Origin of the sequence: Saccharibacillus sp. WB 17, from assembly GCF_008634075.2 — a bacterium.
Taxonomy (GTDB): Bacteria; Bacillota; Bacilli; order Paenibacillales; family Paenibacillaceae; genus Saccharibacillus; species Saccharibacillus brassicae.
In genome coordinates this window covers 61,201-87,214 of the sequence record NZ_VPFK02000043.1, presented here as the reverse complement: position 1 = coordinate 87,214, position 26,014 = coordinate 61,201, and the positions used below count along the sequence as shown (strand labels likewise).

Sequence of the window (26,014 nt, the reverse complement as noted above, 5' to 3'; positions counted from 1 at the left end):
TCCCCGGATCGTCGATCGCACGGGGCAAAAAGAAGGGCGGCCGATCCTGCGCAGGCAGGAGAACGCCGCTTTTGCGCCGAACAAGGATAGATTGAAGAGGTACAGGAACGCAGACAGGCATCGAACTTTTAGAGCGGAGGATCATATACTTATGGCAAAAGAAAAAATTGTACTCGCCTATTCCGGCGGACTGGATACGTCGATCATTTTGAAATGGCTCAAAGAAACGTATGACGCGGAGATCATTGCTTTTACCGCGGACATCGGGCAAAAGGAAGAACTGGACGGCCTGGAAGAAAAGGCGCTCGCGACCGGCGCTTCGAAAGTGTACATCGACGACCTGCAGGCCGAATTCGCTTCGGACTTCATCTACCCGATGTTCCAATCCGGCGCCCTGTACGAAGGGCAGTACCTGCTCGGCACCAGCATCGCGCGTCCGCTGATCGCCAAGCGGATGGTCGAAATCGCTCGCGCCGAAGGCGCGACGATGATCGCCCACGGCGCGACGGGCAAAGGCAACGACCAGGTTCGGTTCGAACTCGGCGTCGCCGCGCTTGCCCCGGACATTAAAGTGGTCGCTCCGTGGAGACTCGACACGTTCCGCGAGACGTTCCCGGGCCGCGCCGAGATGATCGCCTATGCGGAGCAGCACGGCATCCCGGTCACCGCTTCGGCCGCCAAGCCGTATTCGACCGACCGCAATCTGCTGCATATCAGCTATGAGAGCGGCGTGCTCGAAGATCCGTGGTTCGATCCGAGCGCTCCGGAGAACAAAGAGATGTTCCTGCTCAGCGCTGATCCGCAGGACGCGCCCGACGAGCCGGAAATGCTGGAGATTGAATTCGAGCAGGGCAACGCCGTCGCCCTGAACGGCGAAGCGCTCAGCCCGCTGCAGGTCATGGACAAGCTGAACGAACTCGGCGGCAAGCACGGCATCGGCCGCGTCGACATGGTCGAGAACCGTTTTGTCGGCATGAAGAGCCGCGGCGTGTACGAGACGCCGGGCGGCACGATCCTGTTCACCGCCCACCGCAAAATGGAATCGCTGACGATGGACCGCGAAGTCATGAACCTGCGCGACTCCCTGCTGACCCGCTACAGCACGCTCGTCTACAACGGCTTCTGGTTCGCGCCGGAACGTCTTGCGCTCCAAGCACTGGTAACGGAAAGCCAGAAAAACGTAACCGGCACCGTCCGCGTCAAGCTGTACAAAGGCAACGTCATCGGCGCCGGCGTCAAAAGCCCGGTCAGCCTGTACAACCCGGACATCGCCACGATGGAAGCCGACCCGAGCCAGGCTTACGACCAGAACGACGCGACGGGCTTTATCAGCCTGAACGCGCTGCGTCTGAAAGTCGCAACCAGCGTAGAACAAAACAAATAAGACCGAAGGCGCAAAAACCGTTCCTGCGCACAGGACTTTGCACAGCCCTTCCCGTTCCTCCCGAACGGGCCCCCGGTCGAACAGGAGCCGCATAGCTGCTCCGCCTTCGACCCCCGGCCCCTGGCCGCACAGGAACGACGAAGTGTTCCGCCTGCGGCCCCGGCCCTACCCGGTCGAACAGGAGCCGCGCAGCCGCTCCGCCTTCGACCTCCGGCCCTGAGTCCCGGCCGAGCGCCGCACCAGGCAGCGAACAGCTGCCCTCACCGAGCGCCTCCGCTCGCCTGACAGCTGCGGCCGCCGGAGGCAGGCCGGGCAGCGCCACCACGCACCCGCACCGCCAATACACACGCACACCCCCCGCCGCCCGCGACCAAAAGTTCTGCAACGTTCGGGTGTCCAGAGGGCAGACGCCCTTTGGGGCCCTCCCTCGGGGAGGGTTTGGGAGGGGAAAGGAGTTCAGATGAACAAACTATGGGGAGGCCGCTTCACGAAGCCGACCGACCGTCTGGTGGAAGAATACACCGCCTCCATCAATTTCGATAAAGCGCTGGCCGAAGAAGACATTCAAGGCAGCCTGGCGCACGTGGCCATGCTGGGCAAATGCGGCATTATTCCGCAGGAAGACGCCGACACGATCGCGGAGGGCCTGATCAAGGTGCTGCACAAGATCGAAGCCGGACAGGTGGAATTCTCCGTCTCCGACGAAGACATCCATATGAACATCGAGAAGCACCTGATCGAAGAAGTCGGTCCGGTCGGCGGCAAGCTGCATACGGGCCGCAGCCGCAACGACCAGGTGGCGACCGACATGCACCTGTATCTGCGCAGCCGCGTCGTCGAGCTGACGGGCCTCGTGCAGGCCGTGCAGCAGGCGCTGCTCGATCAGGCAAAGCAGCATACGGACACGATCCTGCCGGGCTACACGCATCTGCAGCGCGCGCAGCCGATCCTGTTCGCGCATCATCTGCTCGCTTACGTCTCGATGTTCCAGCGGGACGCGGAGCGCCTGATGGACAGCTACAAGCGGATCAACATCCTGCCGCTCGGAGCGGGCGCGCTTGCGGGCACGACGTTCCCGATCGACCGCCATTTCGTCGCCGAACAGCTCGGCTTCGACGGCGTGTACGAGAACAGTCTGGATGCCGTCAGCGACCGCGACTTCATCCTGGAGTTCCTGGCCGGCGCATCCATTCTCATGATGCACATGTCCCGCCTCTGCGAAGAGATGGTGCTGTGGAGCAGCACGGAATTCGGCTTCGTCGAACTCGACGACGCGTTCTGCACGGGCAGCAGCATTATGCCGCAGAAGAAAAATCCGGACGTGGCCGAACTGGTCCGCGGCAAGACCGGACGCGTGTACGGCAACCTCATGGGGCTGCTGACCGTACTGAAGTCGCTGCCGCTCGCCTACAACAAAGACATGCAGGAAGACAAAGAAGGCATGTTCGATACGGTGGCGACGCTTGACGGCGCGCTGCGCCTGTTCGCTCCGATGATCGCGACGATGAAAGTGCGGACCGGCCGCATGCGCGAAGCGGTCAACAAAGACTTCTCGAACGCGACCGATATCGCGGACTTCCTCGTCGGCAAAGGGCTTCCTTTCCGTCAGGCGCACGAAGTCATCGGCAAAACGGTGCTGTACTGTATCGAAAACGGCAAGTATTTGCTCGATCTCAGCCTGGACGAGTTCAAAAGCTTCTCGGACCTGTTCGACGAGAACATCTATGCCGTGCTCCAGCCGGAGAACGTGGTCAACGCCCGCAACGTGTACGGCGGTACCGCGGCTCCGCAGGTAGAAGCGGCAATCGGGCGTGCGGAAACGACGCTCGGATGGACGACGGATTGGCTGAACGGCCGTCTGTAACCCTCTGTGCCCGCTCTACCGAATCCGTAACCGACGCAAGGCCTCCTTCGGGAGGCCTTTTTTTCGTGCGAAGTCCGGGTTCAAAGCGCCAAAGTGCATTTGCAGAAAGCCGCGAATGCGGTAGAATATAGGAAAAGCGGCTGTGTAACGCTGACAGCGGCTCAATTTGCATGGGTGCAGACTGCGAGGCCAACCTTTTATGTTCAAAGACCTGTTCGTCAATTTCACGATTCTGGCGACGCTGCTGTTTTTCGGCAACGTGTTTTTTAACCGCTTTCGCAAGTCTTCTTGGGCGGTCGCTTCGGCTTCGAGTGCCTGGCTGCCCTGGGCAACGGGAATCGCGCTCGGCTTGATCGGCATCATCCTGATGGAATTTTCGTTCCCGATCGGACGGAATTCCGTCGTGGACCTGCGCCAGACCGCGATCATCATCGCGATTTACGTCGCGGGTATCCCCGGAGGGCTGGGAGCGAGCCTGCTGATCGGCTTGTTCCGCCTGTTTTTCTTCGGCGAATTCGGCTTGTCTTCGTACGTCGGCGGGGCCAACGCGATCGTCACTTTTATCTGCGTGGCGCTGGTGCTGCGCAAAGGACGGCTCGAACCGCTCCGCTGGGCGGCGGCTTTCGCGATTCAATTCGTGCTGCTGATGATCAGTTTGTATATCATGGTAGGGACGACCGCCCTGCATATCATCCCCGTGTATCCCGTCATTATTGCCGGCACGGGCGTGTTTACCTTTTTCATGCTTCGCCATCTCAACAACTCCAACGAACTGTTCGCTTTCATGGAAGATGCCGCGCACCGCGATTTTCTGACCGGCCTGCATAATCCCCGTTCTTTCCATTTCGCCTACGACCGCCGAATGAAGCGCACGCTGAAGAACGATGAAGGATTTGGCCTCATCCTGCTCGATATCGATCATTTCAAGCGCGTCAACGATACGCACGGCCATCCGGCCGGCGATCTCGTGCTGCAGCAGCTGGGCAAAATTCTGATGTCCTGCTCGCCGGCCGACAGCTACTGCGCGCGCAACGGCGGCGAAGAATTCGCGGTCGTGCTCGATCGCCGCGAAGAAGACGCGGTCATGCGGCTGGCGGAGAAAATCCGTGCGGCGGTGGAAAGCCATGCTTTTCTGCTCGATGACGGAACGAAGCTGAAGCTGACCGTTTCGATCGGGTACGGCCGCACGGAAGAAGGGTCGCCGCGAACGCTGTTCCGCCGGGTCGACGACGCGTTGTACCAGGCCAAGGAAAGCGGGCGGAACCGGGTCAGCAAAGCGTCCTCGGAGATCGGAAGCGGCGAACGTCCTCCGGCTTCCGGTCCCGCTCCGAACCATCCTTCCTGAAGGAGGCGTGGGACGCAAGCGGGAGGCGGGAGCGTCCGAACACGGCGGCCCGCCTGGAGCAGTCCGAATCGAAAAGCCCTTGTTCCGATTTCCCGGACAAGGGCTTTTTTTAACGAATGAAAATGCAAGACCCGCTTATTTCTTCGGCTCGCCGAGCGGCAGCCATTCCAGCACGCGCTGGATCATCGTATCCCAATAGCCCCATTCGTGCTCGCCCGGACCTTCCTCGTACGTAAAGTCCAATCCGCTGCTGTCGGCCGCTTTTTTGAACGTTTGATTGTCTTTGTACAAAAAGTCTTCCGTGCCGCAGCATTGGTACAGCTTGGGCTTCGGTGCGGACGCTTTTGCCGTGCGATCGAGCAGGAACAGCAGATCGTCTTCGCTGCCGCGCACTTTTTGCTCGCCAAAAATCGTGTCCAGCAGCCCGGCGCGCGGATTGTTGCCGTTCTCCACCATGGAAGCAATATCGAGCGCTCCCGAGAGGCTGGCTCCCGCCGCGAATCGATCCGGCCGGCGCAAAGCCAGCTTGAACGCGCCGTAACCGCCCATCGACAGTCCCGCCGCGAAGTTGTCTTCGCGTTCGGCGGACAGCGGGAAGAACGAGCGGGCCAACTCCGGCAGTTCTTCGCTAATGAATTCCCAATATTTTTCGCCGTGCGCCATGTCCGTGTAGAAGCTCCGGTGTACCTGCGGCATCACGATCGCGATACCGTAGGCGGCGGCGTAACGTTCGATCGACGTGCGCCGCACCCAGATCGTGTCGTCGTCCGACAGGCCGTGCAGCAGATACAACGTTTTGTGCGGTCCCGGCCGTTTGACGTTTTCCATGCCGATCTGCGAACGCGTCTGCTGCGGCAGGATGACGTTCATCGACGTGCTGAGACCAAGCGATTCGGAAAAAAAGTTGCAGGTAAGTAAAGCCATGCTGTAAGTTCCTCCTTCGTGGGTTTCTTCAAAAACGGGCGAATTCGCGGTCTGCGCTTTCGGTCCGATTTTAAAGAAAACGCTTTATCGTAAACCATTTCGGGTTCGGTCCGGGCAATTCCTGCACAACAATCCAACTAGGGCCGAAAGACCTAAATAATCGTTGCCGGTCCCACAAGCGGAACATATAATGAAAGAAGCGAAAAAGACCGATATATAAGCGAATGCCGCCTGTCAGGCCGTCGTTTTGACGGAGATTTGTAGGCGTGCCGGAAGGAGGAGACCTTTTTGTTGGATCGGCTTAAAAAGGAACAGGGATTCACGTTGATCGAAGTGCTGGCGTCGCTGCTGATCCTGTCGATCGTGGCCCTGGCCTTCACCGCTTACTTTAGCAATGCGCTGACTTTCGCGAAGAGCAACCAGAACAAGACGATCATGTCGAATCTGGCCCGCAACGCGCTTGTGTATATGCAGAAGCAGGATTTTGACCGGATGGAAAGCTATTTCGAATCGGGTATCGCGACCGTCGTTCGTCCGGGCAATTCCCCAGGTACCGAGCGGGTCGGCATCGCGCCGGAGACGTTCGGAAGCTGCACCAATGATACGTCGGGCGTGTGCGTATTCCGTGACATGTTCGAGAACCGCAATCTGGAACCGCTGAGAGCCGTGCTGGAGCCGCGGGTGAACGGTATCCAATACCGGGTCGTGATCGAATATCAAAAAGAGTTGAACCGTACGGAGGCCGAAGGAGGCGCTCTGCTGCTGCCGATTCGGGCCACGGTCACGACGGCGGAAGCCGGATCGGGCGGACCGGGAGCGGACGCGGTAACGGTGGAGGGATACGTCAATGCGCAATCGATTCGCTAACATGTGGAAGCGCGAAGAAGGCGTGACGCTTATCGAGCTGATCGCCGTACTGTCGTTAATGTCGATGATCCTCGGGATCATCTCGACGACGATCTTCTTCGGCTTCCGAAGCTACAACACGGTCGGCGTGGAGAACCGGCTGCGCGAAGAAGGCGACATCCTGATGTCGTCCATCATTACGGAACTGTACGTGTTTGCCCCGGACCACGTCTATCCGCTGGCGAACGGAACCGGCTTCCGCATGCTGCACGTAACGGCTGACGGAACCGAAGATCCTTCCGACGCCACGACCGTAAGAATCAATGCCGAGACGGGACAATTGGAAATTCAAAAAGCGAATGTCGATTATTCCAAGATGGCGGACCCGTACCAGTCGACGAAGATCAATGGCACAATCGTGCAGGGGCTGTCTTCGATCACGCTTGAAGGCGACACGGCCGGCGGTTTCGACTATTATACGACCGGGTCGATCAACATCAAGCTTGCGCTGACGCTCGGTACGGGAACGGGAACGGACGGTTCGCAAATCGAATTGGAGAGCCGTTTCGGCTTCTGATGAAAACACAGACACAAGGGAAAGGGGAACAGGCTCCTATGAGACGTTTCCGCGAAGAAAAAGGTTCGGCGCTCGTAATGGTCATGTTCATGATGCTGATCCTGACGCTGCTGGGCGTAGCGGTACTGAGCGCGACCGTCGGCGGGGCAAGACGCACGCTGACCCGGGAGAACGATATCCAAAGCTTGCAGCTGACGCAAAAAACGCTGGACGAGTCGGTCGCGTACATCGCGGCCAACCTGGACGGCAAACAGATCAAAGCGGATATGCTGGGCTCGACTCTGCAGAGCGTCGTGAACAGCATTCCGGCGCTCGCCGCGGGGGGAGAGTCGGCCGAGTCGGAAAACGGAGTCAAGACCGAAGTGGCTCTGGCTTCGACGCAGCTGATCTCCGCCAAGCCGCAAGCGGACTTCGGCGGCAGCACGGTCAAAGGCAGCACTTCCTATACGGTGACCCTGATCGCCAAGAGCGACGTAAACGGAGTCGACCGCGTGCTGAGACAGAAAGTGCGCGTCAGCGTGTATCCGGACTTTCTGAATTATGCGTTCGGTTCCGAAGAAGATCTGATTCTTAACGGTTCGCCGCAGATCAAAGGCAATATTTATGCAGGTAAAACGCTCCGCGTCAGCAACGTGGCGAATTATGCCTATAACGCTCAAAGTTTGCAGAAGCAAAGTCTGTTCCCGAAAATGGAAGAGCGGGACGGCGGCGTGAAGCCGTTGGCCTTTATCCAGTCGCTGGACGAGTTCAACCTGTCCGAGAACAACTACCCGGCAAGGCCGGTCAATCGCGGAGCAGACGGCGCCGCTCTGAGCGGAGAGCTGACGAAGGCGAACGTGTTCAAAGCGCTGGGCATCGATCTGAGCCAGGTGCGCGTTCGCAAAAGCGAGCAGTTCGTCCGGGTAGACGTCAACCAATCGTTCAAGGACAAATTCGCGCAGGCGTTCAATCTGGGCGATGGCGCGGTTCCGGCGGATGCCGCGGCCATGTCCGCTTATTTGAGCGGTTACCCGAATGCGCTGCGCATGCCGACCGAGCCAATCAAGCCGATCCGGCCGGCGAATCCGGCTTCGACCGACCCGGAGACGCAGAAGAAGTACGAGCAGCAGCTGGACGAATACGAAAAAGCGTACACGCAGTACATCAAGTTTGATCTCCCGAAGTACGAGAAAGCGCTAAGAGACCTGGCGACCACCCTTACGAATATGCAAGGTACGGTCGTCTTCGACGGCGATCTCAACGTGGACGGAGAATGGCTGAGAGGCTTGATCCAGACCAGACGGGACCCTTCTTCCTGGTTGATCGTGAACGGCAGCCTGACGATCAACAATACGATCGACAAGGCGCCGCTTAATCTGTACGGCAGCGTTCTCGTGACGGGTTCCGTGAATTTGCAGGGCAATATCAACGTGGACTCCACACTGTTTACGCTGGGCAGCACGAAGATTCAGGATGCGACCATTACCGGAGCCGACGGCAGCAAAGAAATCGTGCTCATCTCCAAAGGGCCGATTCTGCTCAACCGGGTCGATGCTTTCACCCCGGCCGCCGTCGCCCAGACGCTGCGCGGGTTCTTCTATACCGACGCAACGGCCGAATTGTACGGAGTCGGCTCGAATTTCGATCTGCAGGGCGGCTTTTTCGCCAAAGGCAATCTGACCGTGAATGCCGTCGTCGGCAATTCGACGGAAGACGCAAGCCGTCAAATGATCAATTTCGACGATCAGGCTTACGGCAAAGCGAGCCGCTTCAAAGTCAATTACAACGACGGCGTGTTCGAGCACCAGGGATTGGCGCTGCCGAGGGTCGATCAGGTCAGCGTGAAGGCCGAGAAGATCGAATTGATTCAAGAGTCCGAGATTACTGCGCCTTAGCCTTAGAGCGGCCGCTTTGCGGTTTTGCGGCTTTGTAGCTTGGCCGCCAAAGGCGGAAAACTTCCGCACACAGCAAGAAGCCCCTACCTGTACAGGTAGGGGCTTCTTTTTCATACACGGGATAAGGACAAGGCCGAACGGTCAGCCGCCGCGGTTCAAGCGAACCTGCGGGCGGCGCCATGCGAGCAAATCCAGTGAATCGAGCGTATCGAACGTATTTAGCGAATCTATCGAATCGAGCGTATCAAACGTATCAGTAGCGATCGCCGTCGGTCGGCGCATTCGGATCGACCGCTTTGGCGACGATGACCCGGGTCGAAGCGGTAATGGCTTCGGAATCCGGCGTTCTTTTGTAAGAAACGGTGACCAGGACTTCCTGACCTTCCAACAGGCCGGTCACAAGCCCGTTCTTGTCCACGCTGACTGCGGCCGGGTTTGCCGTCGTCCAGACCAGCTGGCTTTGAATGTCCTGCAGCGGAATGGAGATCGGGTTGATCATCAGCGGTCCGCGGCTGATCAGGTCAAACGGCATGCCTTGTTCGACTTTGACCGTCGGAGGCAGCAGGAGCGCCGTCACGACCGGCTTGATCGTGACCGGACGGGTCACGGTGAAGTCTCCGGCCGGCGTAGTGAGCACGGCCGTTACGTTGACCTTGCCCGCGGTCGAGCCGGTCAGGGCGGCGGTACTGCCCGAGCTTGTGCCCGACGGAGCGGCACTCGTTCCGAACTGCGCATACGGATTCGTGCCGGGACCGGAGTTCGGGATGTTCGCTACCGACCATTTGACCGGAGCGAGGCTGCCCGGGTAATTGGCCGGCAGCAGGGAAGCGCTCATGTTGATCGAATCGCCGACGTAGACCGTATCCGGTCCCGTCATGGCGAAGTCCAGTACCCAAATCGTCTTGGTGACGGTGCGTTCAACCGGATTGTCTCCGGCCGTGCGTACCGTGACGCTGACCGTGACCGGACCCGGCGCGACGCCCTGCAGGGAGGCCGTCTTCGAAGGAACCGGGCTGCCCGGCGTCAGCACCGCATTGCCTTGTCCGTCGGTTACGGTCCAGGAGATGCTGCCGATATTGGCGGCAGCCGGCAGAATCACCGTGCTGAGGTCGATCGTGCCGCCTTTTCTGACCGTATCCGGTCCGTTGATCACGACGCTGTCGAGGTTGTCGATGACGGTGATGTCTTTGAACGCGACCAGAGGCCGGCTCGTATTCGTTCTCGTGTTCGTAATGGTGGCAGTCGCTTCCAGGCGGATCGTGCCGCTTTTGACGCCGGTCAAGTGGAGCGTGGTCGGATCAACCTGTTGACCCAAAGTGACGTTGGCCACGTTGGAGCTGATCACGCGCCACTGCACGCCGTCGATGCGCAGGTTGGACGCATTGACTACGGCTTTGAGATCGCGGATCGTCTGTCCGACGTTAACGGAAGAACTGCCGTCGATCGTCAATGCCGGCGCTTCGACCGTGACGGTCGCCGTGCCTACGATGCCGCTGCCGTCGGAAGCCGCTGCCGTGATCCGGGCGGTGCCCGGCTGCAGGCCGGTGACGCTAAGGCTGGCCGATTTGCCGTTGTTCGTGCCGTTCGGATACGAGATCTTCACGGCAGGGTCCGGACTGGACCAGGTGAGCAGCGGCGCCGGATTCGTCGTGCCGTCCGTCATGACGACGTTCGGGACGAGAACCGTCGAGTCGCCGACCCAAATCGATTGATCCGGCAGAGCGATGCTTCTCGTCTTGACGATGGCGTTGAAGGTCACGTCCGGGAACTGGATCGTACGGTTTTCGCCCGGCGTCGAAGCGGCGGACGGAGCCGCTCCCCCGAACTTGCCGCTGCCGATCGACGTCCAACCGGTCGTCTTGTAACTGCCGGCTACGATCGTGCCGGAGATGTCGCCGCCGTTGAAGTTTACTGTCGCCTGCGGAGCGAGCAGCGTGCCTCTCAAGCCGACCGAAGTCAGCGTGACCGAACCGGTTCCCACATAGTTGACGATCACTTTGTCGGCCGTGGCGCCAATCAGGTCGAACCCGCCCGAGAACGTGACGTTTCCTCCGACGACGTTCAATATGGCCGTGGAACCGGCAGGCACTTGAATCTTGAGGTTATTCAGGTTGGGCAGTTGGGAGCCGTCCACTTTGAAGACGTTGACCGCAGGATCGGTTCCCTTGAACACGATGCCGCTCTGGTCGGAAGCATCCCGCGCCCCGTTTACGGTCAGGGCGCCGTACGTGTTGGACAGGTTCGTCAGCTGCTGCTTGACGGCTTCAAAATCCGAGACGCCTTTGGCATTGGTCGCATTCTTCTGCGTGTCGAACTGCGATTTGACGGCAGCCGGCGTGGAAGCGGTGACGTAAGGGCTCGTGAAATTCGACGTGCCTCCATAGACGACGCTGCCTCCGTTCATTCCGCCGCCGGTCAACGCGAAGTTGCCTGCCGTGCGGAAGTTCAGGCCGTTATCCACATAATAATTGTTCAGGGTCAGGTTGCCGCCGGCCCATACGGAAGAATTGCTCAAACCGTTGTTGCCGTTCAGGCTCACATTGCCGCCGGCGAGGATCGTCGTGTTGCTGATCCCGAAGCTGGTCGAAGTAAAAGCGCCTCCGGACAAAATCGGTCCTTTGCTGATCGATCCGCCGTTGATCGTCAGGTCGCCTTTGGTCGCCACGGCAGGGAACGCCGCGTCATAACCCGGCAGCCCTTCGCCGATGCTGAAATTGCTCAACGCCGCGGGGCCGCTGAACAAGGCGCGTCCTTGCATCGAGCCTCCGGTAATCGTGGTCGTGTCCGGACCGAGCGTGATCAGGCTGTAGCCGTTCATCAGGGCGATCGTGCCGGCCCCCGCTGCGGCACTGTCGGCCGCGTGCACGTCCTCGTAAGACAAACGGGCCTGATTCAGGTTATAGGTCGCTTTTGCCGTCGGAATCGTATTCAGATGGAACGAGAATAGGCTGCCGGCGTTCGGCACGTACGAGCTGCCGTTCAGCGTGTACGTGATTTTGTCGAACGTCTTGCTCAGCGTATAGCCGGCGGCGAGCGTGCCGGTCTTGGTCATGCCCGGCGGCAGGGCGCCCGAGATCTCAAGGCCGGCCGGCAGCTTTTCCGTATACGCGACATTCGAAATCTCCAGCGTTTGCAGACCGTTCTCGCCCGTGCGGATATCCGCGGCCGGTATCGACTGCGGCGTGACTTTGTACGTCATGCCGACCGTGCTGCCGGTCAGGAATTCGTAGTTGGCCGGGATATTGTCCAGCGTACGTTCCGTCAGCAGGTTCGCCGATACTTTTTGCAAAGTCAGGTCGATCGTTTTGACGGCGGTCGCGCCCTGCTTGTCGCGGGCTTTGATTTCGATCTGAACCGTTCCCTGCTGCAGCAGCAGCGGATTTTTGAACTTCTCGATGATGACCGAACCTTTCGGTACGTTTTTCTCCGCGATACTCATACTGTCCACGTACTGTCCGTTGACTTTGAAACGAACGGAAGAGTAGACGGTAGGGTCCTGCAGATCGAGGTCGTCCACCTGGTAGCTGAATACCAAATCTTTCAAATAGGAAGGTTTGGTCGTTTCCGCCGCCGTCGGTGAAATGACGGTCACGCTCGGCGCGTGGTTCGAACCGATAAAGGCGCGGAACATCGTGTTGACGAACAATTTTTGCTCCCATTCCGGGAAGTTCGTATTCGTATGGCCTGTGCCGGAGTACGTGACATTGCCTTTGGAATACGTGTAGTAGTGATCGTAGCTGTCGTCGCTGTCGCGCTTGTAGTTGGCGGCGTCCGCGTCTTCGCTCACGATGTTGTACCACGGAACGATGTTCGGGTCTTCGAGATCCAGCATGTAGTATTGGTCGTGCGTACGCGCGATTTGTCCGACGTAACCGTTCGTATTGCCCGGCTTGAGCGAAAGGTCGAACGGGAATTGGGTCAGCAAGCCGCTGTTGACGATTTTGGTACGGGTGGACGGGTTGGGCGCTCCCAGACCCATATTCGTGTACGCGCCGGTCTGGCCGGTCGTTTTCTGGAAATTTTTGATCCAGGGATTGGAGGCGCTGCCGATCATCGTATCGTGGGTGAACATGACGGCCTGGCCGGTGTTGATAAAAGCATTGACGCCCGCCGCGGCCGCGTCGGTCAGGGAGCCGGACGTCTGCGTGTTGTAATTGTCGACGAACCCGAACATGACCATATCGTATTTGCCGTTCAGGTTGGCGTAGGAGTTCGCGTTGCTCGCCATGTTGAATTCGTTGAACAGAACCGGCGTGATCTGAATATCGTAATCGTTCGTCCGCAGATACGACGGATTCATGTTGTTGGTTCTCAGCATGCTGCTGTTATCGTTGTTCGGCATGACCTGCAGCACGCGGATGACGGTCTGCTTGTCGCGTACCCGGAAAGCTCCTTCCGCGTAATCGCTCAGGCCGTTCGCCGTCAGTTCCAGTTTCCAATAGATCGGACCCGAATAAGTCTGCGGCAGTTTGTACGTCAGCGTGCCGCTTCGGGAAGAGAGCGTGGAGCTGGCGACGACGTTTTCTTCCGACAGCGGAAGCACCTTGTCGACGCTGGCATACAGCTTGGCGTTCACGGGCGTGTTGAAATCCCGGACGTTGTTCGCATTGAACGTAAAGCTCAGCGTGTTACCGGTCGTATAGACCGTCGTCGAACCGGCGAGGAAGTCGGCCGGCTTGGAGACGATTTCGACGCGGGGACGCTGCTTGTACAGCGCGCTGCCGCTTTTGATATTCGCCGCAACGGTGCTGATCAGGTTCGAATCCGACACGAACAGCGTATTGCTCGCACGGCTCGCGGCGCTGGCATACTTATTGTAGAGAGCGTACAGGTTGCCGCGCGGACTCTGGCTGGCGATCGAGGTGTGGAAAATAACCGGCAGGCCTTTGAGGATGTACTCGGTCTCGATTTCGCCCGCTTTGAGCTTGGTGATGTCGTTCATGATCGCGGTGGTGTTGTGGGCGGCCCGCTGTTCGTTGGAAGGGCCGGTAGTGAAAGTCTGTGCCTGCGTCGTGCTGTATGAGCCTTTGCCGAAATAGATGGCGTCGTACTTGCCTTCCAATTCGGTGCGCATCGCGACGAACGTCTTCATGCGCATCGTCTCGACCGTGACGTTGGCCGTTCCGGCCAAAGCGTCATTCAGGGCGTAAGCTCCGTTGTCGACGATCTCAAGAATCTTGATCTGGTAAGGCGGCTCCGTATCGGCCAACGCTTTCCACATGCCGAAAGGCACGCTTACCGCGACGATTGCCAACACGAGAGCCAAAATGCCCACGTACTTTTTCTTCACTAAAATTCCTCCTCGGATCGCCGGTTTGTAATAAAATCGGGGGATGACTCACTTCGCTTGCTTATCGTTCCGTGTACCTATAAGAACCTGGAACAGGGAGTGTTTGTGTAAGTAAATTGTCAAAATCGAAACGCTGTGGTATATAATCATTTTAGGTCATAAGACTTAGGTTCACAATACTATTTACACACCCCGCCTCTATAAATCGCGTGAAATTATATTTTTTCGAATATTTTAGATTTTTTTCTGAAATCCTCTAAAAAAGCCCTCCCGATTCTACGATATAAAGAAAGACGCTTCGGTCGATGGTCCCTGTTTTTATAAACCGTATGACTTATGCGCTTGTAGATCCCTATTCTTTTTTCGGTTGGAAACGGCAAAGTTTGAATCTCAAATTTCAATAAATATGCGGAGATGAAGCGGGAATGGCAATCATTAAGAAAAGGCTCGGCGATCTGCTCGTCGAGAACGGCATTATTTCCGAAGAGCAGCTGCAGCAGGCGCTCGTCGAGCAGCGGGAGACCAAGCGCAAGCTCGGCGACCATCTGATCGCGCAGGGCACGATCACGGAGCAGCAGCTGATCGAAGTGCTGGAGTTCCAGCTCGGGATTCCCCATGTCAGCCTGTTCAAATACCAGATCGACCCGGCCATCACGCAGATCATTCCGGAGAGCATGGCCAAGCGCTATCAGGTACTGCCATTTATGAAAGAAGGCAGCAAGCTGATGGTCGCCATGGCCGATCCCCTCGATTACTTCGCGATCGAAGACCTGCGCATGAGCACGGGCTTCCGGATCGAGCCGGCCATCTGTACGCGGGACGAGCTGCAGCGGGCGATCGCCCGGCATTACGGCCTGCGCGATTCGATGAACCAGATGATGGGCGAACTGCCGAGCGCGGAAGAGATCGAAGAGACCGAGATCACCGACGAAGATTCGCCGATCGTCAAGCTGGTCAACCAGATGATCCAGCAGGCCGCCCAACTGCGCGCTTCCGACATTCACGTCGATCCGGGCGAGAACAATCTGGCGATCCGCTACCGGATCGACGGCTCGCTGCGGACCGAACGGATGATTCCGAAGCAGATGCAGGGCTTTATCACGGCGCGCCTGAAGATCATGGCCAAGCTGAACATCGCCGAGCGGCGCCTGCCGCAGGACGGACGGATCAAGATGCAGGTCGATTACCGCATGATCGATATCCGGGTGTCGTCGCTCCCGACGGTGCACGGCGAGAAGATCGTACTTCGTCTGCTCGACCTGACGACCGGCGTGCAGTCGATGGACAAGCTCGGCTTCGACGACCGCAACTCTACCGTGTTCAAGGAAATGATCGAACGCCCGTACGGCATCATGCTGCTTACCGGTCCGACCGGCAGCGGCAAGACGACGACGCTCTATTCCGCGCTGAACCATCTCAATACCGAAGAAGCGAACATCATTACCGTCGAAGACCCGGTCGAGTACCAGATCGAAGGCATCAATCAGGTTCACGTGAACCCGGCCATCGGCCTGACGTTCGCGGCCGGCCTGCGCTCCATTCTCCGTCAGGATCCGAATATCGTCATGGTCGGGGAGATCCGGGATACGGAGACGGCCGAGATCGCGGTTCGCGCTTCGCTGACAGGCCACCTGGTGCTGTCGACGCTGCATACGAACGACGCGGTCAGCAGCGTAACGCGTCTGCGCGATATGGGCATCGAGCCGTACCTGATCGCTTCGTCGCTGATCGGCGTCGTCGCCCAGCGGCTGGTCAGGAAAATATGCCCGGAATGCAAAGCGGAGTACACGCCTTCGGAACAGGAGAAAATTCTCATGCACAGTCACGGGATTTTCGCCGATAAGCTATATAGAGGCAGAGGATGCGGCAACTGCAGCACGACCGGCTACCGAGGCCGGGTCGCGATCCACGAAGTGCTGCCGATGAGCGACGCGCTGCGCCGCCTCGTCAACGAATCGGGTACCATCGAAGACATGCGCAACGTGGCCAAGCGCGAAGGCATGAAGTCACTGCTCGAAGACGGCTTCCGCAAAGTCGGCATGGGCATCACGACGCTTCAGGAAGTCATGAAAGAAACGGTCGCCCACTAAACGCAAGGGCTTCCGACGAACGGCGGAGGAGCTGCAGAAGATGAACGAACACAACCGGACAATCGAAGAGCTGCTGCGCGAGATGCACGCCAGAGGATCGTCGGACCTGCATATCGCGGTCGGCGCGCCGCCGAGCGTACGCATCCACGGTTCGCTGATGCCGCTGGCCGGCGAACCGGTCAGCCCGGCGGAAGCGGAACGAATGGCGGCCGACCTGCTCGGCGAAGAACGCGCCCTTCGCTTCCGGACCGAAGGCGAACTCGACTTCGCCTACGCCCTGCCGGGCGCCGACCGGTTCCGGATCAACGTCTACCGGCAAAAAGGCCATGCGGCGATCTCGGCCCGTTCCATTCCGGAACGCATTCCGACGATGGAGCAGCTCGGCCTTCCCGGGGCGCTGGCTTTGCTGGCGCACCGGCCGCAGGGACTGATTCTCGTCACCGGCCCGACCGGCAGCGGCAAGTCTTCGACGCTCGCAGCCATGATTCACGACATCAATACGAAGACCAGCAAGCATATTGTCACGCTGGAAGATCCGATCGAATTCATGCACGACCATCGCAAGTCGCTTGTCCATCAGCGCGAAGTCGGACTGGATACGGCAAGCTTCGCGGACGGCCTGCGGGCCGCGCTCCGGCAGGACCCGGACGTGATCCTGGTCGGCGAAATGCGGGACCTGGAGACGATCTCGGCGGCGATTACGGCCGCGGAGACGGGCCATCTGGTGCTGGCGACGCTGCATACGACGGACGCGCCGAAGACGATCGACCGGATCATCGACGCTTTCCCGGGCCACCAGCAGCCGCAGGTGCGCACCCAGCTCGCTTCGGTCCTGACCGCCGTGATCTCGCAGCGCCTGCTGCCGAACCGCGGGGGGCAGGGGCGGACCTGCGCGACGGAAGTGCTGATCAATACGCCGGCCGTCGCCAACCTGATCCGCTCGGAGAAGATCCACCAGATCCGCAGCGTCATGCAGACCGGCAAAGCGCACGGCATGCACACGCTGGAGATGAATATCCGCGAGCATTTGCAGCGCGGACAGGTTGATCCGGCGGCCGCCAAAGAGTACATGACGGAGGTGACCGCCTGATGGCGCAGTTCGAATATCAGGTGCGAACCGGCAGCGGCAAGCGGCTCAAAGGCAAGATGAACGCGAGCGACAAAGCCGCCGCCATGGAAGAACTCCGCAAACGCGGATTGAAAGTTTTCTCGCTCGTCGAGAAGAACAATACGGTCTTGTCCAAAGAAATCTATATCGGCAATCCGGTCAAGTCGATCCATTTCATCATCTACTGCCGCCAGTTCGCCACGCTGATGCGCGCCGGCATCACCATCGTGGACGCGACGACGATCCTGGCCGGACAGACCGAGAGCAAAGCGCTCAAAAGCGCCTTGATCCAGGTCTCGTCGAGCCTGCTCAAAGGCATTCCGTTCTCGCAGGCCGTGCAGGAACACCGCAAAATCTTTCCGTCGCTGTTCGTGAGCATGGTGCGGGCGGGGGAAGAGACGGGGGACCTCGAAGGCACGCTGGATCGCCTGGCGATGTTCTTCGAGAAGCAGCACTCGACCCGGGAAAAAGTAAAATCGGCGCTGACTTACCCGGCGACGGTCGCCGTCTTGGCGATCGTATCCACGGTGTACCTGCTGTGGGCGATCGTGCCGCAGTTCATCACGATGTTCGATTCGTTCGACGCGGAACTGCCGGCGATCACGATCGCGGTTCTGGCGCTCAGTAACAGCATCCAGCATTACTGGTACTTATGGGGGCTCGCGATCCTGATTCTTATCGCCGCTTTCTTCGTGGCCAAGCGTACCGAACAGGGCGCGTACTGGATCGATTACATGAAGCTCAAAGTTCCGGTGTTCGGCAAGCTGAATCAGAAAAGCTCGATCGCGCAGTTCACCCGTACGTTCTCTTCATTATATGCAAGCGCCGTGCCCGTCCTGCAGTCGCTGACGATCGTCGAAGACGTCGCCGGCAACCGGGTCATCGGCCAGGTTATCCGCAGCGCCGGCGATTCGCTCCGTCAGGGACGTTCGCTCTCGGGGCCGTTGGAAAAATCGTGGGTCTTCCCGCCGCTCGTCACGCAGATGATCGCGATCGGCGAAGAGACCGGAGCATTGGGGGACATGCTCGCCAAAGTCGCCGATTTCTACGAGATGGACGTGGACAACACGGTCGATCGGTTGAAATCGCTGCTGGAACCAATCTTGATTACGTTCCTGGCCGCCGTCGTCGGTGTCATCATGGCCGCGATCATGCTGCCGATGTTCTCTTTGTACAGCAGTATTTAAAAAAAGCGCGCGGCTCCATATGAAGTGCCTATTTCCTAATAGGATATGTACGGCGCCGCGATCTGATCTCAAGTTTGAGATCGAATAGCAGTACCGGAGAAATCCGGAATCTAACTCACGGGAGTGGAAAAAGATGAATCAAGCAGGAGCAGTCAAGGAAGTAGAAGTGCAGGAAACAGGTAAATCGACATTCATGCAGCGCGTATGGTCGAAAATGGGCAAGGAAGAAAAAGGCTTCACCCTGATCGAGCTCTTGGCGGTACTGGTAATCATCGCGATTATCGCGGTTATTGCGATTCCTTTGATTAGCGGAATCATCAATAACTCAAAAGATGATGCTGATGTCGCTACAGCTCGTCAAGTTTATGATGCTTCGCGCTTGTACGTCACAGGCGAAAAAGGCGGAGACTTTACAAAAGTAACAACAATCGAGGTAATCTCGCCTAAAGCTGGTGACGAAAGCCTCCAAAGCAAAAAATATGTAGATGACCCATTACGTTTGCCAAGTAATAAAGAAATTGTGACTGCAGGAACTGTCACTTATGCTTCTGGTAAATTGACTGGAGTTACCCTTACTGCCGGAACGACTAAACGTTCTTACACAGCTGATCAAGTTCTGAAAGGAACAGACAGATAAAGGCTCGTCTATTCCCATGTATATATTTGATTTAACGTAAGAAATTCGAGCCGGAAAAACCTACCGTTTTTCCGGCTCGTTTTATATCTTCGCTTTTTAATCTCAGCATAAGGCTAAAGGATTGTAGAAAGCGGAAAGGTCGCTATTGCCCTCCAATTTCACTCTTTGGCTTATCTTATCCGAAAATTGGAGGGCAACAGCGATTGGAACAACCTTTTGGACTGGAGCGCCTTACTCCAACGTGCCTTACCCGATGACTATTTTTATCGCCATCTACGTCACCGTCGTGGGCCTGTTATTCGGCTCTTTTTTCAATGTCGTCGGCCTTCGGGTTCCTGTGGGCGAGTCCGTCGTGCATCCGCCGTCGCGCTGCGGGAACTGTGGTACGCGTCTGGGCGCCAAAGACATGGTTCCGGTATTCAGCTATATGTTTTCAAAAGGGAAATGCAGGCACTGCGGGATCAAGTTCTCGCCGATCTACCCGCTGTTCGAAGCGGCGACCGGGCTGCTTTTCCTCTGGATGTTTCTCCGCTTCGGCCTGACGGGGGCAGCCGGGCTCGGTCTCGTGCTGGTCAGCCTGTGCGTGATCGTCACGGTGGCGGATTTGAAATACATGCTCATTCCGAACAAAGTGCTGCTCTTTTTCGCGCCGATCCTGATCGTGCTGCGCCTGGCGTTCATGGAAGCGCCGTGGTGGCATTACGGATTGGGCGGCCTGTTCGGCGGCGGGCTGATCCTGTTGATCGTTCTGCTGACCCAAGGCGGAATGGGCATGGGGGACGTCAAGCTGTTCGCGCTGTGCGGATTCGTGCTCGGGATCGGGCCGGCCGTGCTCGCGTTCATGCTGGCCTGCGCGTTCGGCACGATCGTGGGCGTACTTCTGATTTCTTTTAAAATCGTGCAGCGCCGCCAGCCCGTTCCGTTCGGACCGTGGCTGGCGCTGGGCACGCTGATCGCTTATCTCTATGGAACGCAGATTATCGGCGGATATTTCTCGCTGATCGGTTAGGAGGACACACCAGGCATGCTGGGACTCGGAAGCAAAAAAGCGGGACTTACGATCGAACAGACCGGGGTCCGCTTCATCCAACTCAAAAACAACAAAACCTGGGAGATCGAACAGCAGAGCTTTTTGCCGCTCGAACCCGGGACGATTATCGAAAACCAGATCGCCGACGAGGAAAAGCTGCGTACGCAGATTCGGGAGTGGGTCGAGCAGGAGGGCCTCAAAGGCAGCCGGGTCGCGCTGTCGGTGCCGCCTTCGCAGGTCATTATCCGCAAAATGAACATCTCCGCCGTCAATCCGAAGCAGGTGGAACAGCTCGTCGCGCTCGAAGTCGAGACGGGACTGCATCTGCCGTTCGAAGAACCGGTGTACGATTTCATTCCGATCGGCCGCGAGAAGATCAAGCAGGAAGACGGGATCGAGGAAGAAGTGACCCGGGTGCTCGTATTTGCGGCGCCGAGCCGGCTGATCAACGAATATATCGGCATTCTGGACGAAGCGGGCGTCAAGACGGACAGCGTGGAAGTGTCGGCGACGGCGCTTGCTCGTATGACCGGAATCGCGCAGGACAAGCCTTTTGCCGATACGATGCTCGTGCATCTGGAACATTCGCAAATGGACGTCTACATGTTCCGTGAAGGCAATCCGGTATTCATGCGCACGATCAACCTGCTCGATCTGGCCGACGAAGCGCCGATGTTCCAATCCGAGTCCTACCTGGCCCAAAAAGCCGCGCTCGGGGAAGACAGTCTGTCGACCGAGCAGATCGTGGAAATTACAGCCGAAATCTCGCGTATGCTCAATTTCTACCAATACAGCCTGCATGACGGCGCCGCGCGGATCAACGAGCTGGTCGTCACCGGCCCGGAAGCGATTCGCCGGCAGCTCGTGAACGAACTGCGGCTTGCGCTTGCGGAGATCGATATTCAGGAACTGCAGCTGGAAGCAGTGGCCGGCAAAACCGAAGATTCGTCGCTCAACCTGTACCGCGTCGCGGTCGGGGCCGCGCTGCGGGACGACAAGAACAGCCTGATCGACCTGCTGCCGCGGGAAGACCGCGACGTGAAGGTGCTGCCGTATGCGCTCGTTGCGCTGCTGCTGATCTGGGTGCTCGCGGCAGGAGGCGTGACGGTCACTTATCTGGCTCAAAAAAGCGAACTGGCCGACCGGACCGCGCAGGTCGCGTCGCTTCAGTCGGACAGCCAGGTCAAGCAGCTCGAATTGGCCGGGCTGCAAGGAGGCGGAGGCTCTCCGGCCGCGCTGATCCTGCAGCTGGAAGCCGCGCGCATGGACGCGACGGCGGTACTGGAGCAGTTGGACGCCCAGCTTCCGCAGCGCGGCGTCATTCGCGACATTTCCTATTCGCAAAACAGCACGATCGACCTGACGGTCGACGTGGGCAAGATCGAAGACGCCGCGGCTTATCTGGCCCGGTTGAAGCGTCTCGCCTTCGTCTCGAACGCCACGATTGCCACTCTCGCGGAAGAAGGCGATACAGGGAACGGAAGCACGGCAGGCGCGACCGGCTTGTACGCGGCCGTGTACAGCGTGTCCCTGCAGGGGATGCAGGCTGCTGCGCAAAGCGACGCGGACGCGGCCGCCGACTCGACGCGGTCGATCGGCAACGCGATCGCGCCGGGTGCGGCGTCTTCGGATCTTACGACACAGGAGGAAAGCGTCAATGATGGAACGAATCCATAATAACCGTCAGGCGCTCATACTGGGCGTCGCCGTGCTGTTCATGCTGCTGCTGGTGCCTTACATGCTCATGATTCGCCCGCAGTCGGAAGAGATCGCCGCAACCGACGGCGAGATTGCCCGGCTCCAGCAGGAGAACGAGATTTACCAGCGCAAAATCGACGAGCTGACGACCGAAGGAACGAGCGAGCTGAGCGAGGAAGAGATCGCGCGCCGGCTGCCGGCCGATCCGAATCAGGAGCAGATCGTAAACGATCTCTACAATGTGGGACTGGCTACAAGCGTGCGGCTGTCCGACGCCACGTTCGCGAACGAAAACACGGCGGGCGGCGATCAGGCGGCGGTGAGCGAAGCCGAACCGGCTTCCGGCCAGGTGCGTTCGATCTACGTGACCGCCAATATTCAGGGCAGTTACGCCGCCATCAAGGCGTGGATGAGCGCGATTCAGGATCTGCCGCGTCTGACGTCCGTAGAACAATTCACGCTGAACAAGCCTTACGACTTCAACGGCGCGCTGCTTGAAGCGACCGTGACGTTCACGGCCAGCTATGTGCCGCAGTCGGCTCCGGCCGATGGTGCCGCGGGGACAGACCCGGCCGGCGCAGCGGCGGACGGAAGCGGCACGGTCGCTCCGTAACGGGGCATCTTGGGCGAAGTGGACGCGGCCGGGGAGCATCGGTTATACTGGGTTTGCGCGTGCGTGCCGGACTGTGTGCCCGGCGGGTCGTTGAACGCACCGCGCGGCGTTCGTTCGAAAATCGTAGGCTCCCGGTCGACGCATCGGGTCCATCATAGTCGGAATTAAGGCCGGAACGAGTCTGTTCGGCCCGGGGAAGTACCCCGTAAGCTTCGGAGCCGCTTGCTAGCGTGCCCGAAGCTTTTTTGCAAGAGGTCGCAATAAGAAAAACCTCCCCCTTCGCTTTGTGCAGGATGGGAAGACCGGCTCTCTACTCATATGGATACAAATTTGTTACAATGAACTACATAGAGGAGAGTTGAACGGGCACGAACGGTTAAGCAGCGACGTTCGGGCTTGAATAGATACAGGGCCGCGGCACGTCCGGCGGCACCGGGGAACGAGAGGCGCGCGGGGGACGCGACTGCGCCTTGAGCTTCAAATCCAAATTCGGGAAGTGATACCGTGATCGACATGCAGGATGTGTGGAAGACATATCCGAACGGAACCCACGCGCTTCAAGGGGTTTCGCTCCAGATCGACCGCAGCGAATTCGTCTACGTCGTCGGCCCTTCGGGCGCCGGCAAATCGACGTTCATGAAGCTGATCTATAGGGAAGAAGTGCCGACCAAGGGACAGATTTCCGTGAACGGATTCAACCTCGGCAAGCTCAAGCAGCGCAACATTCCGCTGCTGCGCCGGAATATCGGGGTTATTTTCCAGGATTATCGGCTGCTGCCCAAACTGACCGCTTACGAAAACGTCGCTTTCGCGATGGAAGTCATCGAGGCGCCGAGAAAGATCATGAAGAAAAGAGTCATGGAAGTGCTCGACCTGGTCGGGCTGAAGAGCAAAGCGAACCGCGAACCGGCCCATCTGTCCGGCGGCGAGCAGCAGCGCGTGGCGATCGCCCGCGCAATCGTCAACAATCCTTCGGTCATCGTCGCGGACGAGCCGACCGGCAACCTCGACCCGGAGACGTCGTGGGGCATCATGCAGCTGCTCGACGAGATCAATTTCCGCGGCACGACGATCGTCATGGCGACCCACAACAAGGAAATCGTCAACACGATGCGCAAACGGGTCTTGGCGATCGAGAACGGGCACGTCGTGCGCGACCAGCTGAGGGGAGAATACGGTTATGAATTTTAATACCCTTCTGCGGCATTTTCGCGAGGGCACGAAAAACGTATTCCGCAACGGCTGGATGTCGGTCGCTTCGATGCTGTCCATTATCGTGTCGCTGGCTCTGCTCGGCGTCGCCCTGCTGCTCGTCCTGAACCTGGACCGGGCCGCCGACACGGCCGACAAGCAGGTCGAGATCAGCGTCTACCTCAATCTGGACATACAGCAGGCCGAACGCGAAGTGATCGAGCAGGAGATTCGCAGCATGCCCGAAGTGCAGCAGCTGACGTTCATTTCCAAGGAAGAAGGACTTGAGACGATGCGCGAAAGACTCGGCGACGCCATGGTCAAAGGCTACGAGGAGACGGGAACGAACCCGCTTCCGGATACGCTTCAGGTGCAGGTCGTCGAAGCGACGACGGTGCCGTTCGTGGCGGACAAGATTATGGCGCTGAACGCGGCGCATACGGACGAGCCGATTTACGAAGTCGATTACGGAAAAGGCACGGCGGAACAGCTGTTCAAATGGACGCAGACGATCCGGATCGTCGGACTGGTGCTCGTCATCGGGCTCGGCGCCATGGCCATGTTCCTGATCGCGAACACGATCAAGGTCACGATCATCGCCCGCCGCAGGGAGATCGCGATCATGAAGCTGGTCGGCGCGACCAACCGGTTTATCCGCTGGCCGTTCTTCATCGAGGGCGTGCTCGTCGGTATGACGGGTTCGGCGCTGACATTGGTCATTTTGCTGTACGGGTACTATCGGGTGGAGCTTGCCGCGGCAGGCTGGGCGCAGACCCTGTTCACCCTCATTCCGCTGCAGGAAATCTGGCTCTGGTTCAGCCTGCTGATTCTGCTGCTCGGATTCCTGATCGGAGCTTGGGGCAGCACCATTTCGATCCGTAAATTTTTGAAGGTCTGACGCGACGACGCCCGCAACAATAATTCGGAATAAAGGATGGGAAACCGCTTTGAAAAAAACAGCTTCGGTATTGGCCGGCCTTTTGTTGGCCGCAGCGATCGTTCAGCCCGCCAGCCTCCATGCCGCTTCCGCTCCTTCGACCGACAAGATCGATCGCCAGCTTCAAGAGCTGCAGCAGAAGGAAAAGGAAGCGCAGGCCCAGAAAAAATCGGCGGAATCCAACAAAAAGAAAGCCGAGCATTACAAAAATAAAACGGCGGAGTACCTGGAGCAGGTGCTGGCGAATATCGAAGCGGTAGGCAGCAAGCTGACCCGCGTTACCGTAGAGCTGTCGGAGACCGAAATGCAGCTCCAGCAGACCGAACAAGATCTCGAAGCCGCCAAGAAGCGTATCGCGGAACGCGAAGGACTGCTCGATACCCGTGTTCGCATGATGTACACCGACGGCGCCGTTTCTTATCTCGACGTATTGATGGCTTCGGCCGATTTCGGCGATTTCCTCGGCCGGGCCGATTCGATCAAGCGGATCATCGGCCAAGATAACACGATTCTGGAAGACCACAAGCGCGATCAGCAGATCGTGATCGAGAAGCAGGCGGATCTGGAGACGCAGCATGCCAAGCAGAAGACGCTGCTCGCCGAAGTCGAAGCCCACAAAAAAGAGCTTGATTCCAAAGAGCAGGAAAAGCGCGAGCTGATCGCCAAGTATGAGCTGGACATCGAAGAAGCCGGCGAGATCAGCCAGGAGCAGGATTCCATGCTGGTCGAGTTCGCGACGAAGCGTTCCGATCTGGAACGCGAGAAGCGCGAGATCGAAGAAGCCCGCCGCAGAGCGGCGGCGGAGGCGGCGCTGCGCGTCGCGCAGGAGAAAGCGCGTCAGGCCGCGGCGGCCCAGCAGGCCGAAGAACAGCGTCTGGCCGAAGCGGAAGCCGCCAAAGCGCAGGCTGAAGTGCAGGCGGCGCAGTCTCCGTCTTCGAGCGACTATTCGTACAACGCGGAGAGCGCTCCGGCGCCGGAAGCGACGCCGGATACCGGTTCGACGGCCACGCCCGGCAGCGGCCTGATGCTGACGCCGGTCGATCATTACCGGATGTCGTCGGGCTTCGGCACGCGCGTGCACCCGATCACGGGCAAAATCAAAAAGCATACGGGCGTCGATATGGCCGCTCCGCAGGGCACCGACATCCATGCCGCCGAAGGCGGCGTCGTCACGGTAGCCCAGTGGTGGAACGGTTACGGCAACACCGTCGTAATCGATCACGGCAACGGCATCTGGACGCTGTACGGCCATATTCGCGACGGCGGCGTCATGGTCTCGTCCGGCCAGACGGTGCAGCGCGGACAGAAGATCGCCGAGATCGGCTCGACCGGCAATTCGACCGGTCCCCACCTGCACTTCGAAGTTCGCGAAAACGGCGAACCGGTCAATCCCGGCCCTTACCTGGGCTGGTAAGTTCT

General features: G+C 58.7%; 18 protein-coding genes. 16 read left to right on the top strand and 2 right to left on the bottom strand.

Features of this window, described 5'->3' with window-relative positions; all coding sequences use genetic code 11:
- The first annotated feature begins 151 nt into the window (after window positions 1-151).
- The 3 genes from FTE24_RS19470 to FTE24_RS19460 all read left to right on the top strand — a co-directional run bounded on the left by FTE24_RS19470 (window position 152) and on the right by FTE24_RS19460 (window position 4,593).
- A complete protein-coding gene (locus FTE24_RS19470) occupies window positions 152-1,384 on the top strand; it encodes an argininosuccinate synthase (RefSeq protein ID WP_150235240.1) in 1,233 nt (410 codons plus the stop codon).
- A gap of 460 nt (window positions 1,385-1,844) precedes the next feature.
- Window positions 1,845-3,248 (top strand): argininosuccinate lyase, encoded by a 1,404-nt coding sequence (gene argH / locus FTE24_RS19465; RefSeq protein ID WP_150235242.1) that lies wholly within the window; start codon window positions 1,845-1,847, stop codon window positions 3,246-3,248.
- A gap of 199 nt (window positions 3,249-3,447) precedes the next feature.
- Complete coding sequence (locus FTE24_RS19460) at window positions 3,448-4,593, top strand: GGDEF domain-containing protein (RefSeq protein ID WP_150235244.1); 1,146 nt, start codon at window positions 3,448-3,450, stop codon at window positions 4,591-4,593.
- 135 nt (window positions 4,594-4,728) lie between these two features.
- On the opposite strand, the gene FTE24_RS19455 is transcribed toward FTE24_RS19460, so the two are convergent.
- Window positions 4,729-5,517, bottom strand: coding sequence for an alpha/beta hydrolase (locus FTE24_RS19455; RefSeq protein ID WP_150235246.1), 789 nt, complete (start codon window positions 5,515-5,517; stop codon window positions 4,729-4,731).
- A 291-nt stretch (window positions 5,518-5,808) separates the two neighbouring features.
- Between FTE24_RS19455 and FTE24_RS19450 the strand changes: the two genes are divergently transcribed.
- Genes FTE24_RS19450 through FTE24_RS19440 form a run of 3 tightly spaced genes read left to right on the top strand, consistent with a single transcriptional unit; the run spans window position 5,809 to window position 8,814 of the window.
- On the top strand, window positions 5,809-6,384 hold the full coding sequence (locus FTE24_RS19450) for a prepilin-type N-terminal cleavage/methylation domain-containing protein (RefSeq protein WP_160441838.1): 576 nt from the start codon (window positions 5,809-5,811) through the stop codon (window positions 6,382-6,384).
- A complete protein-coding gene (locus FTE24_RS19445) occupies window positions 6,365-6,940 on the top strand; it encodes a pilus assembly FimT family protein (protein WP_141447371.1) in 576 nt (191 codons plus the stop codon). The genes FTE24_RS19450 and FTE24_RS19445 overlap by 20 nt, the downstream gene beginning before the upstream one ends.
- A 38-nt stretch (window positions 6,941-6,978) precedes the next feature.
- On the top strand, window positions 6,979-8,814 hold the full coding sequence (locus tag FTE24_RS19440; protein ID WP_150235250.1) for a hypothetical protein: 1,836 nt from the start codon (window positions 6,979-6,981) through the stop codon (window positions 8,812-8,814).
- A 253-nt stretch (window positions 8,815-9,067) separates the two neighbouring features.
- Here the strand turns inward: FTE24_RS19440 and FTE24_RS19435 are convergent, their stop codons facing one another.
- On the bottom strand, window positions 9,068-14,104 hold the full coding sequence (locus tag FTE24_RS19435; RefSeq protein WP_150235252.1) for a DUF5057 domain-containing protein: 5,037 nt from the start codon (window positions 14,102-14,104) through the stop codon (window positions 9,068-9,070).
- Window positions 14,105-14,529: 425 nt separating this feature from the next.
- On the opposite strand from FTE24_RS19435, the gene FTE24_RS19430 reads away from it, so the two are divergent.
- From FTE24_RS19430 to FTE24_RS19385, 10 genes are all read left to right on the top strand, one after another.
- Window positions 14,530-16,194: a GspE/PulE family protein gene (locus FTE24_RS19430; protein ID WP_150235254.1), complete on the top strand. Its 1,665-nt coding sequence runs from the start codon at window positions 14,530-14,532 to the stop codon at window positions 16,192-16,194.
- A 40-nt stretch (window positions 16,195-16,234) separates the two neighbouring features.
- A complete protein-coding gene (locus FTE24_RS19425) occupies window positions 16,235-17,284 on the top strand; it encodes a type IV pilus twitching motility protein PilT (RefSeq protein ID WP_141447367.1) in 1,050 nt (349 codons plus the stop codon).
- Window positions 17,284-18,489, top strand: coding sequence for a type II secretion system F family protein (locus tag FTE24_RS19420; protein ID WP_150235256.1), 1,206 nt, complete (start codon window positions 17,284-17,286; stop codon window positions 18,487-18,489). The genes FTE24_RS19425 and FTE24_RS19420 overlap by 1 nt, the downstream gene beginning before the upstream one ends.
- 133 nt (window positions 18,490-18,622) lie before the next feature.
- The gene (locus FTE24_RS19415) at window positions 18,623-19,126 is read left to right on the top strand and encodes a prepilin-type N-terminal cleavage/methylation domain-containing protein (RefSeq protein ID WP_237401850.1); all 504 of its coding nucleotides are present in this window, start codon (window positions 18,623-18,625) and stop codon (window positions 19,124-19,126) included.
- Between the two features lie 253 nt (window positions 19,127-19,379).
- On the top strand, window positions 19,380-20,135 hold the full coding sequence (locus tag FTE24_RS19410) for a prepilin peptidase (protein WP_150235258.1): 756 nt from the start codon (window positions 19,380-19,382) through the stop codon (window positions 20,133-20,135).
- A gap of 15 nt (window positions 20,136-20,150) precedes the next feature.
- A complete protein-coding gene (gene pilM, locus FTE24_RS19405) occupies window positions 20,151-21,833 on the top strand; it encodes a pilus assembly protein PilM (protein ID WP_150235260.1) in 1,683 nt (560 codons plus the stop codon).
- Window positions 21,814-22,467 carry a hypothetical protein gene (locus tag FTE24_RS19400; protein ID WP_150235262.1) on the top strand — a complete coding sequence of 218 codons (654 nt, stop codon included), beginning with the start codon at window positions 21,814-21,816 and terminating at the stop codon, window positions 22,465-22,467. The genes pilM and FTE24_RS19400 overlap by 20 nt, the downstream gene beginning before the upstream one ends.
- A 504-nt stretch (window positions 22,468-22,971) precedes the next feature.
- Complete coding sequence (ftsE, locus tag FTE24_RS19395) at window positions 22,972-23,658, top strand: cell division ATP-binding protein FtsE (RefSeq protein WP_141447361.1); 687 nt, start codon at window positions 22,972-22,974, stop codon at window positions 23,656-23,658.
- A complete protein-coding gene (gene ftsX / locus FTE24_RS19390; protein WP_150235264.1) occupies window positions 23,648-24,556 on the top strand; it encodes a permease-like cell division protein FtsX in 909 nt (302 codons plus the stop codon). Before ftsE ends, ftsX begins: the two co-directional genes overlap by 11 nt.
- Before the next feature lie 49 nt (window positions 24,557-24,605).
- Window positions 24,606-26,009, top strand: coding sequence for a murein hydrolase activator EnvC family protein (locus FTE24_RS19385; protein WP_150235266.1), 1,404 nt, complete (start codon window positions 24,606-24,608; stop codon window positions 26,007-26,009).
- Window positions 26,010-26,014 lie beyond the last annotated feature (5 nt).

Coding starts and splice junctions, on each gene's coding strand:
- FTE24_RS19470 (WP_150235240.1), top strand. CDS start 152: ATGGCAAAAGAAAAAATTGTACTCGCCTATTCCGGCGGACTGGATACG.
- argH (WP_150235242.1), top strand. CDS start 1,845: ATGAACAAACTATGGGGAGGCCGCTTCACGAAGCCGACCGACCGTCTG.
- FTE24_RS19460 (WP_150235244.1), top strand. CDS start 3,448: ATGTTCAAAGACCTGTTCGTCAATTTCACGATTCTGGCGACGCTGCTG.
- FTE24_RS19455 (WP_150235246.1), bottom strand. CDS start 5,517: ATGGCTTTACTTACCTGCAACTTTTTTTCCGAATCGCTTGGTCTCAGC.
- FTE24_RS19445 (WP_141447371.1), top strand. CDS start 6,365: ATGCGCAATCGATTCGCTAACATGTGGAAGCGCGAAGAAGGCGTGACG.
- FTE24_RS19440 (WP_150235250.1), top strand. CDS start 6,979: ATGAGACGTTTCCGCGAAGAAAAAGGTTCGGCGCTCGTAATGGTCATG.
- FTE24_RS19430 (WP_150235254.1), top strand. CDS start 14,530: ATGGCAATCATTAAGAAAAGGCTCGGCGATCTGCTCGTCGAGAACGGC.
- FTE24_RS19425 (WP_141447367.1), top strand. CDS start 16,235: ATGAACGAACACAACCGGACAATCGAAGAGCTGCTGCGCGAGATGCAC.
- FTE24_RS19420 (WP_150235256.1), top strand. CDS start 17,284: ATGGCGCAGTTCGAATATCAGGTGCGAACCGGCAGCGGCAAGCGGCTC.
- FTE24_RS19415 (WP_237401850.1), top strand. CDS start 18,623: ATGAATCAAGCAGGAGCAGTCAAGGAAGTAGAAGTGCAGGAAACAGGT.
- FTE24_RS19410 (WP_150235258.1), top strand. CDS start 19,380: ATGACTATTTTTATCGCCATCTACGTCACCGTCGTGGGCCTGTTATTC.
- pilM (WP_150235260.1), top strand. CDS start 20,151: ATGCTGGGACTCGGAAGCAAAAAAGCGGGACTTACGATCGAACAGACC.
- FTE24_RS19400 (WP_150235262.1), top strand. CDS start 21,814: ATGATGGAACGAATCCATAATAACCGTCAGGCGCTCATACTGGGCGTC.
- ftsX (WP_150235264.1), top strand. CDS start 23,648: ATGAATTTTAATACCCTTCTGCGGCATTTTCGCGAGGGCACGAAAAAC.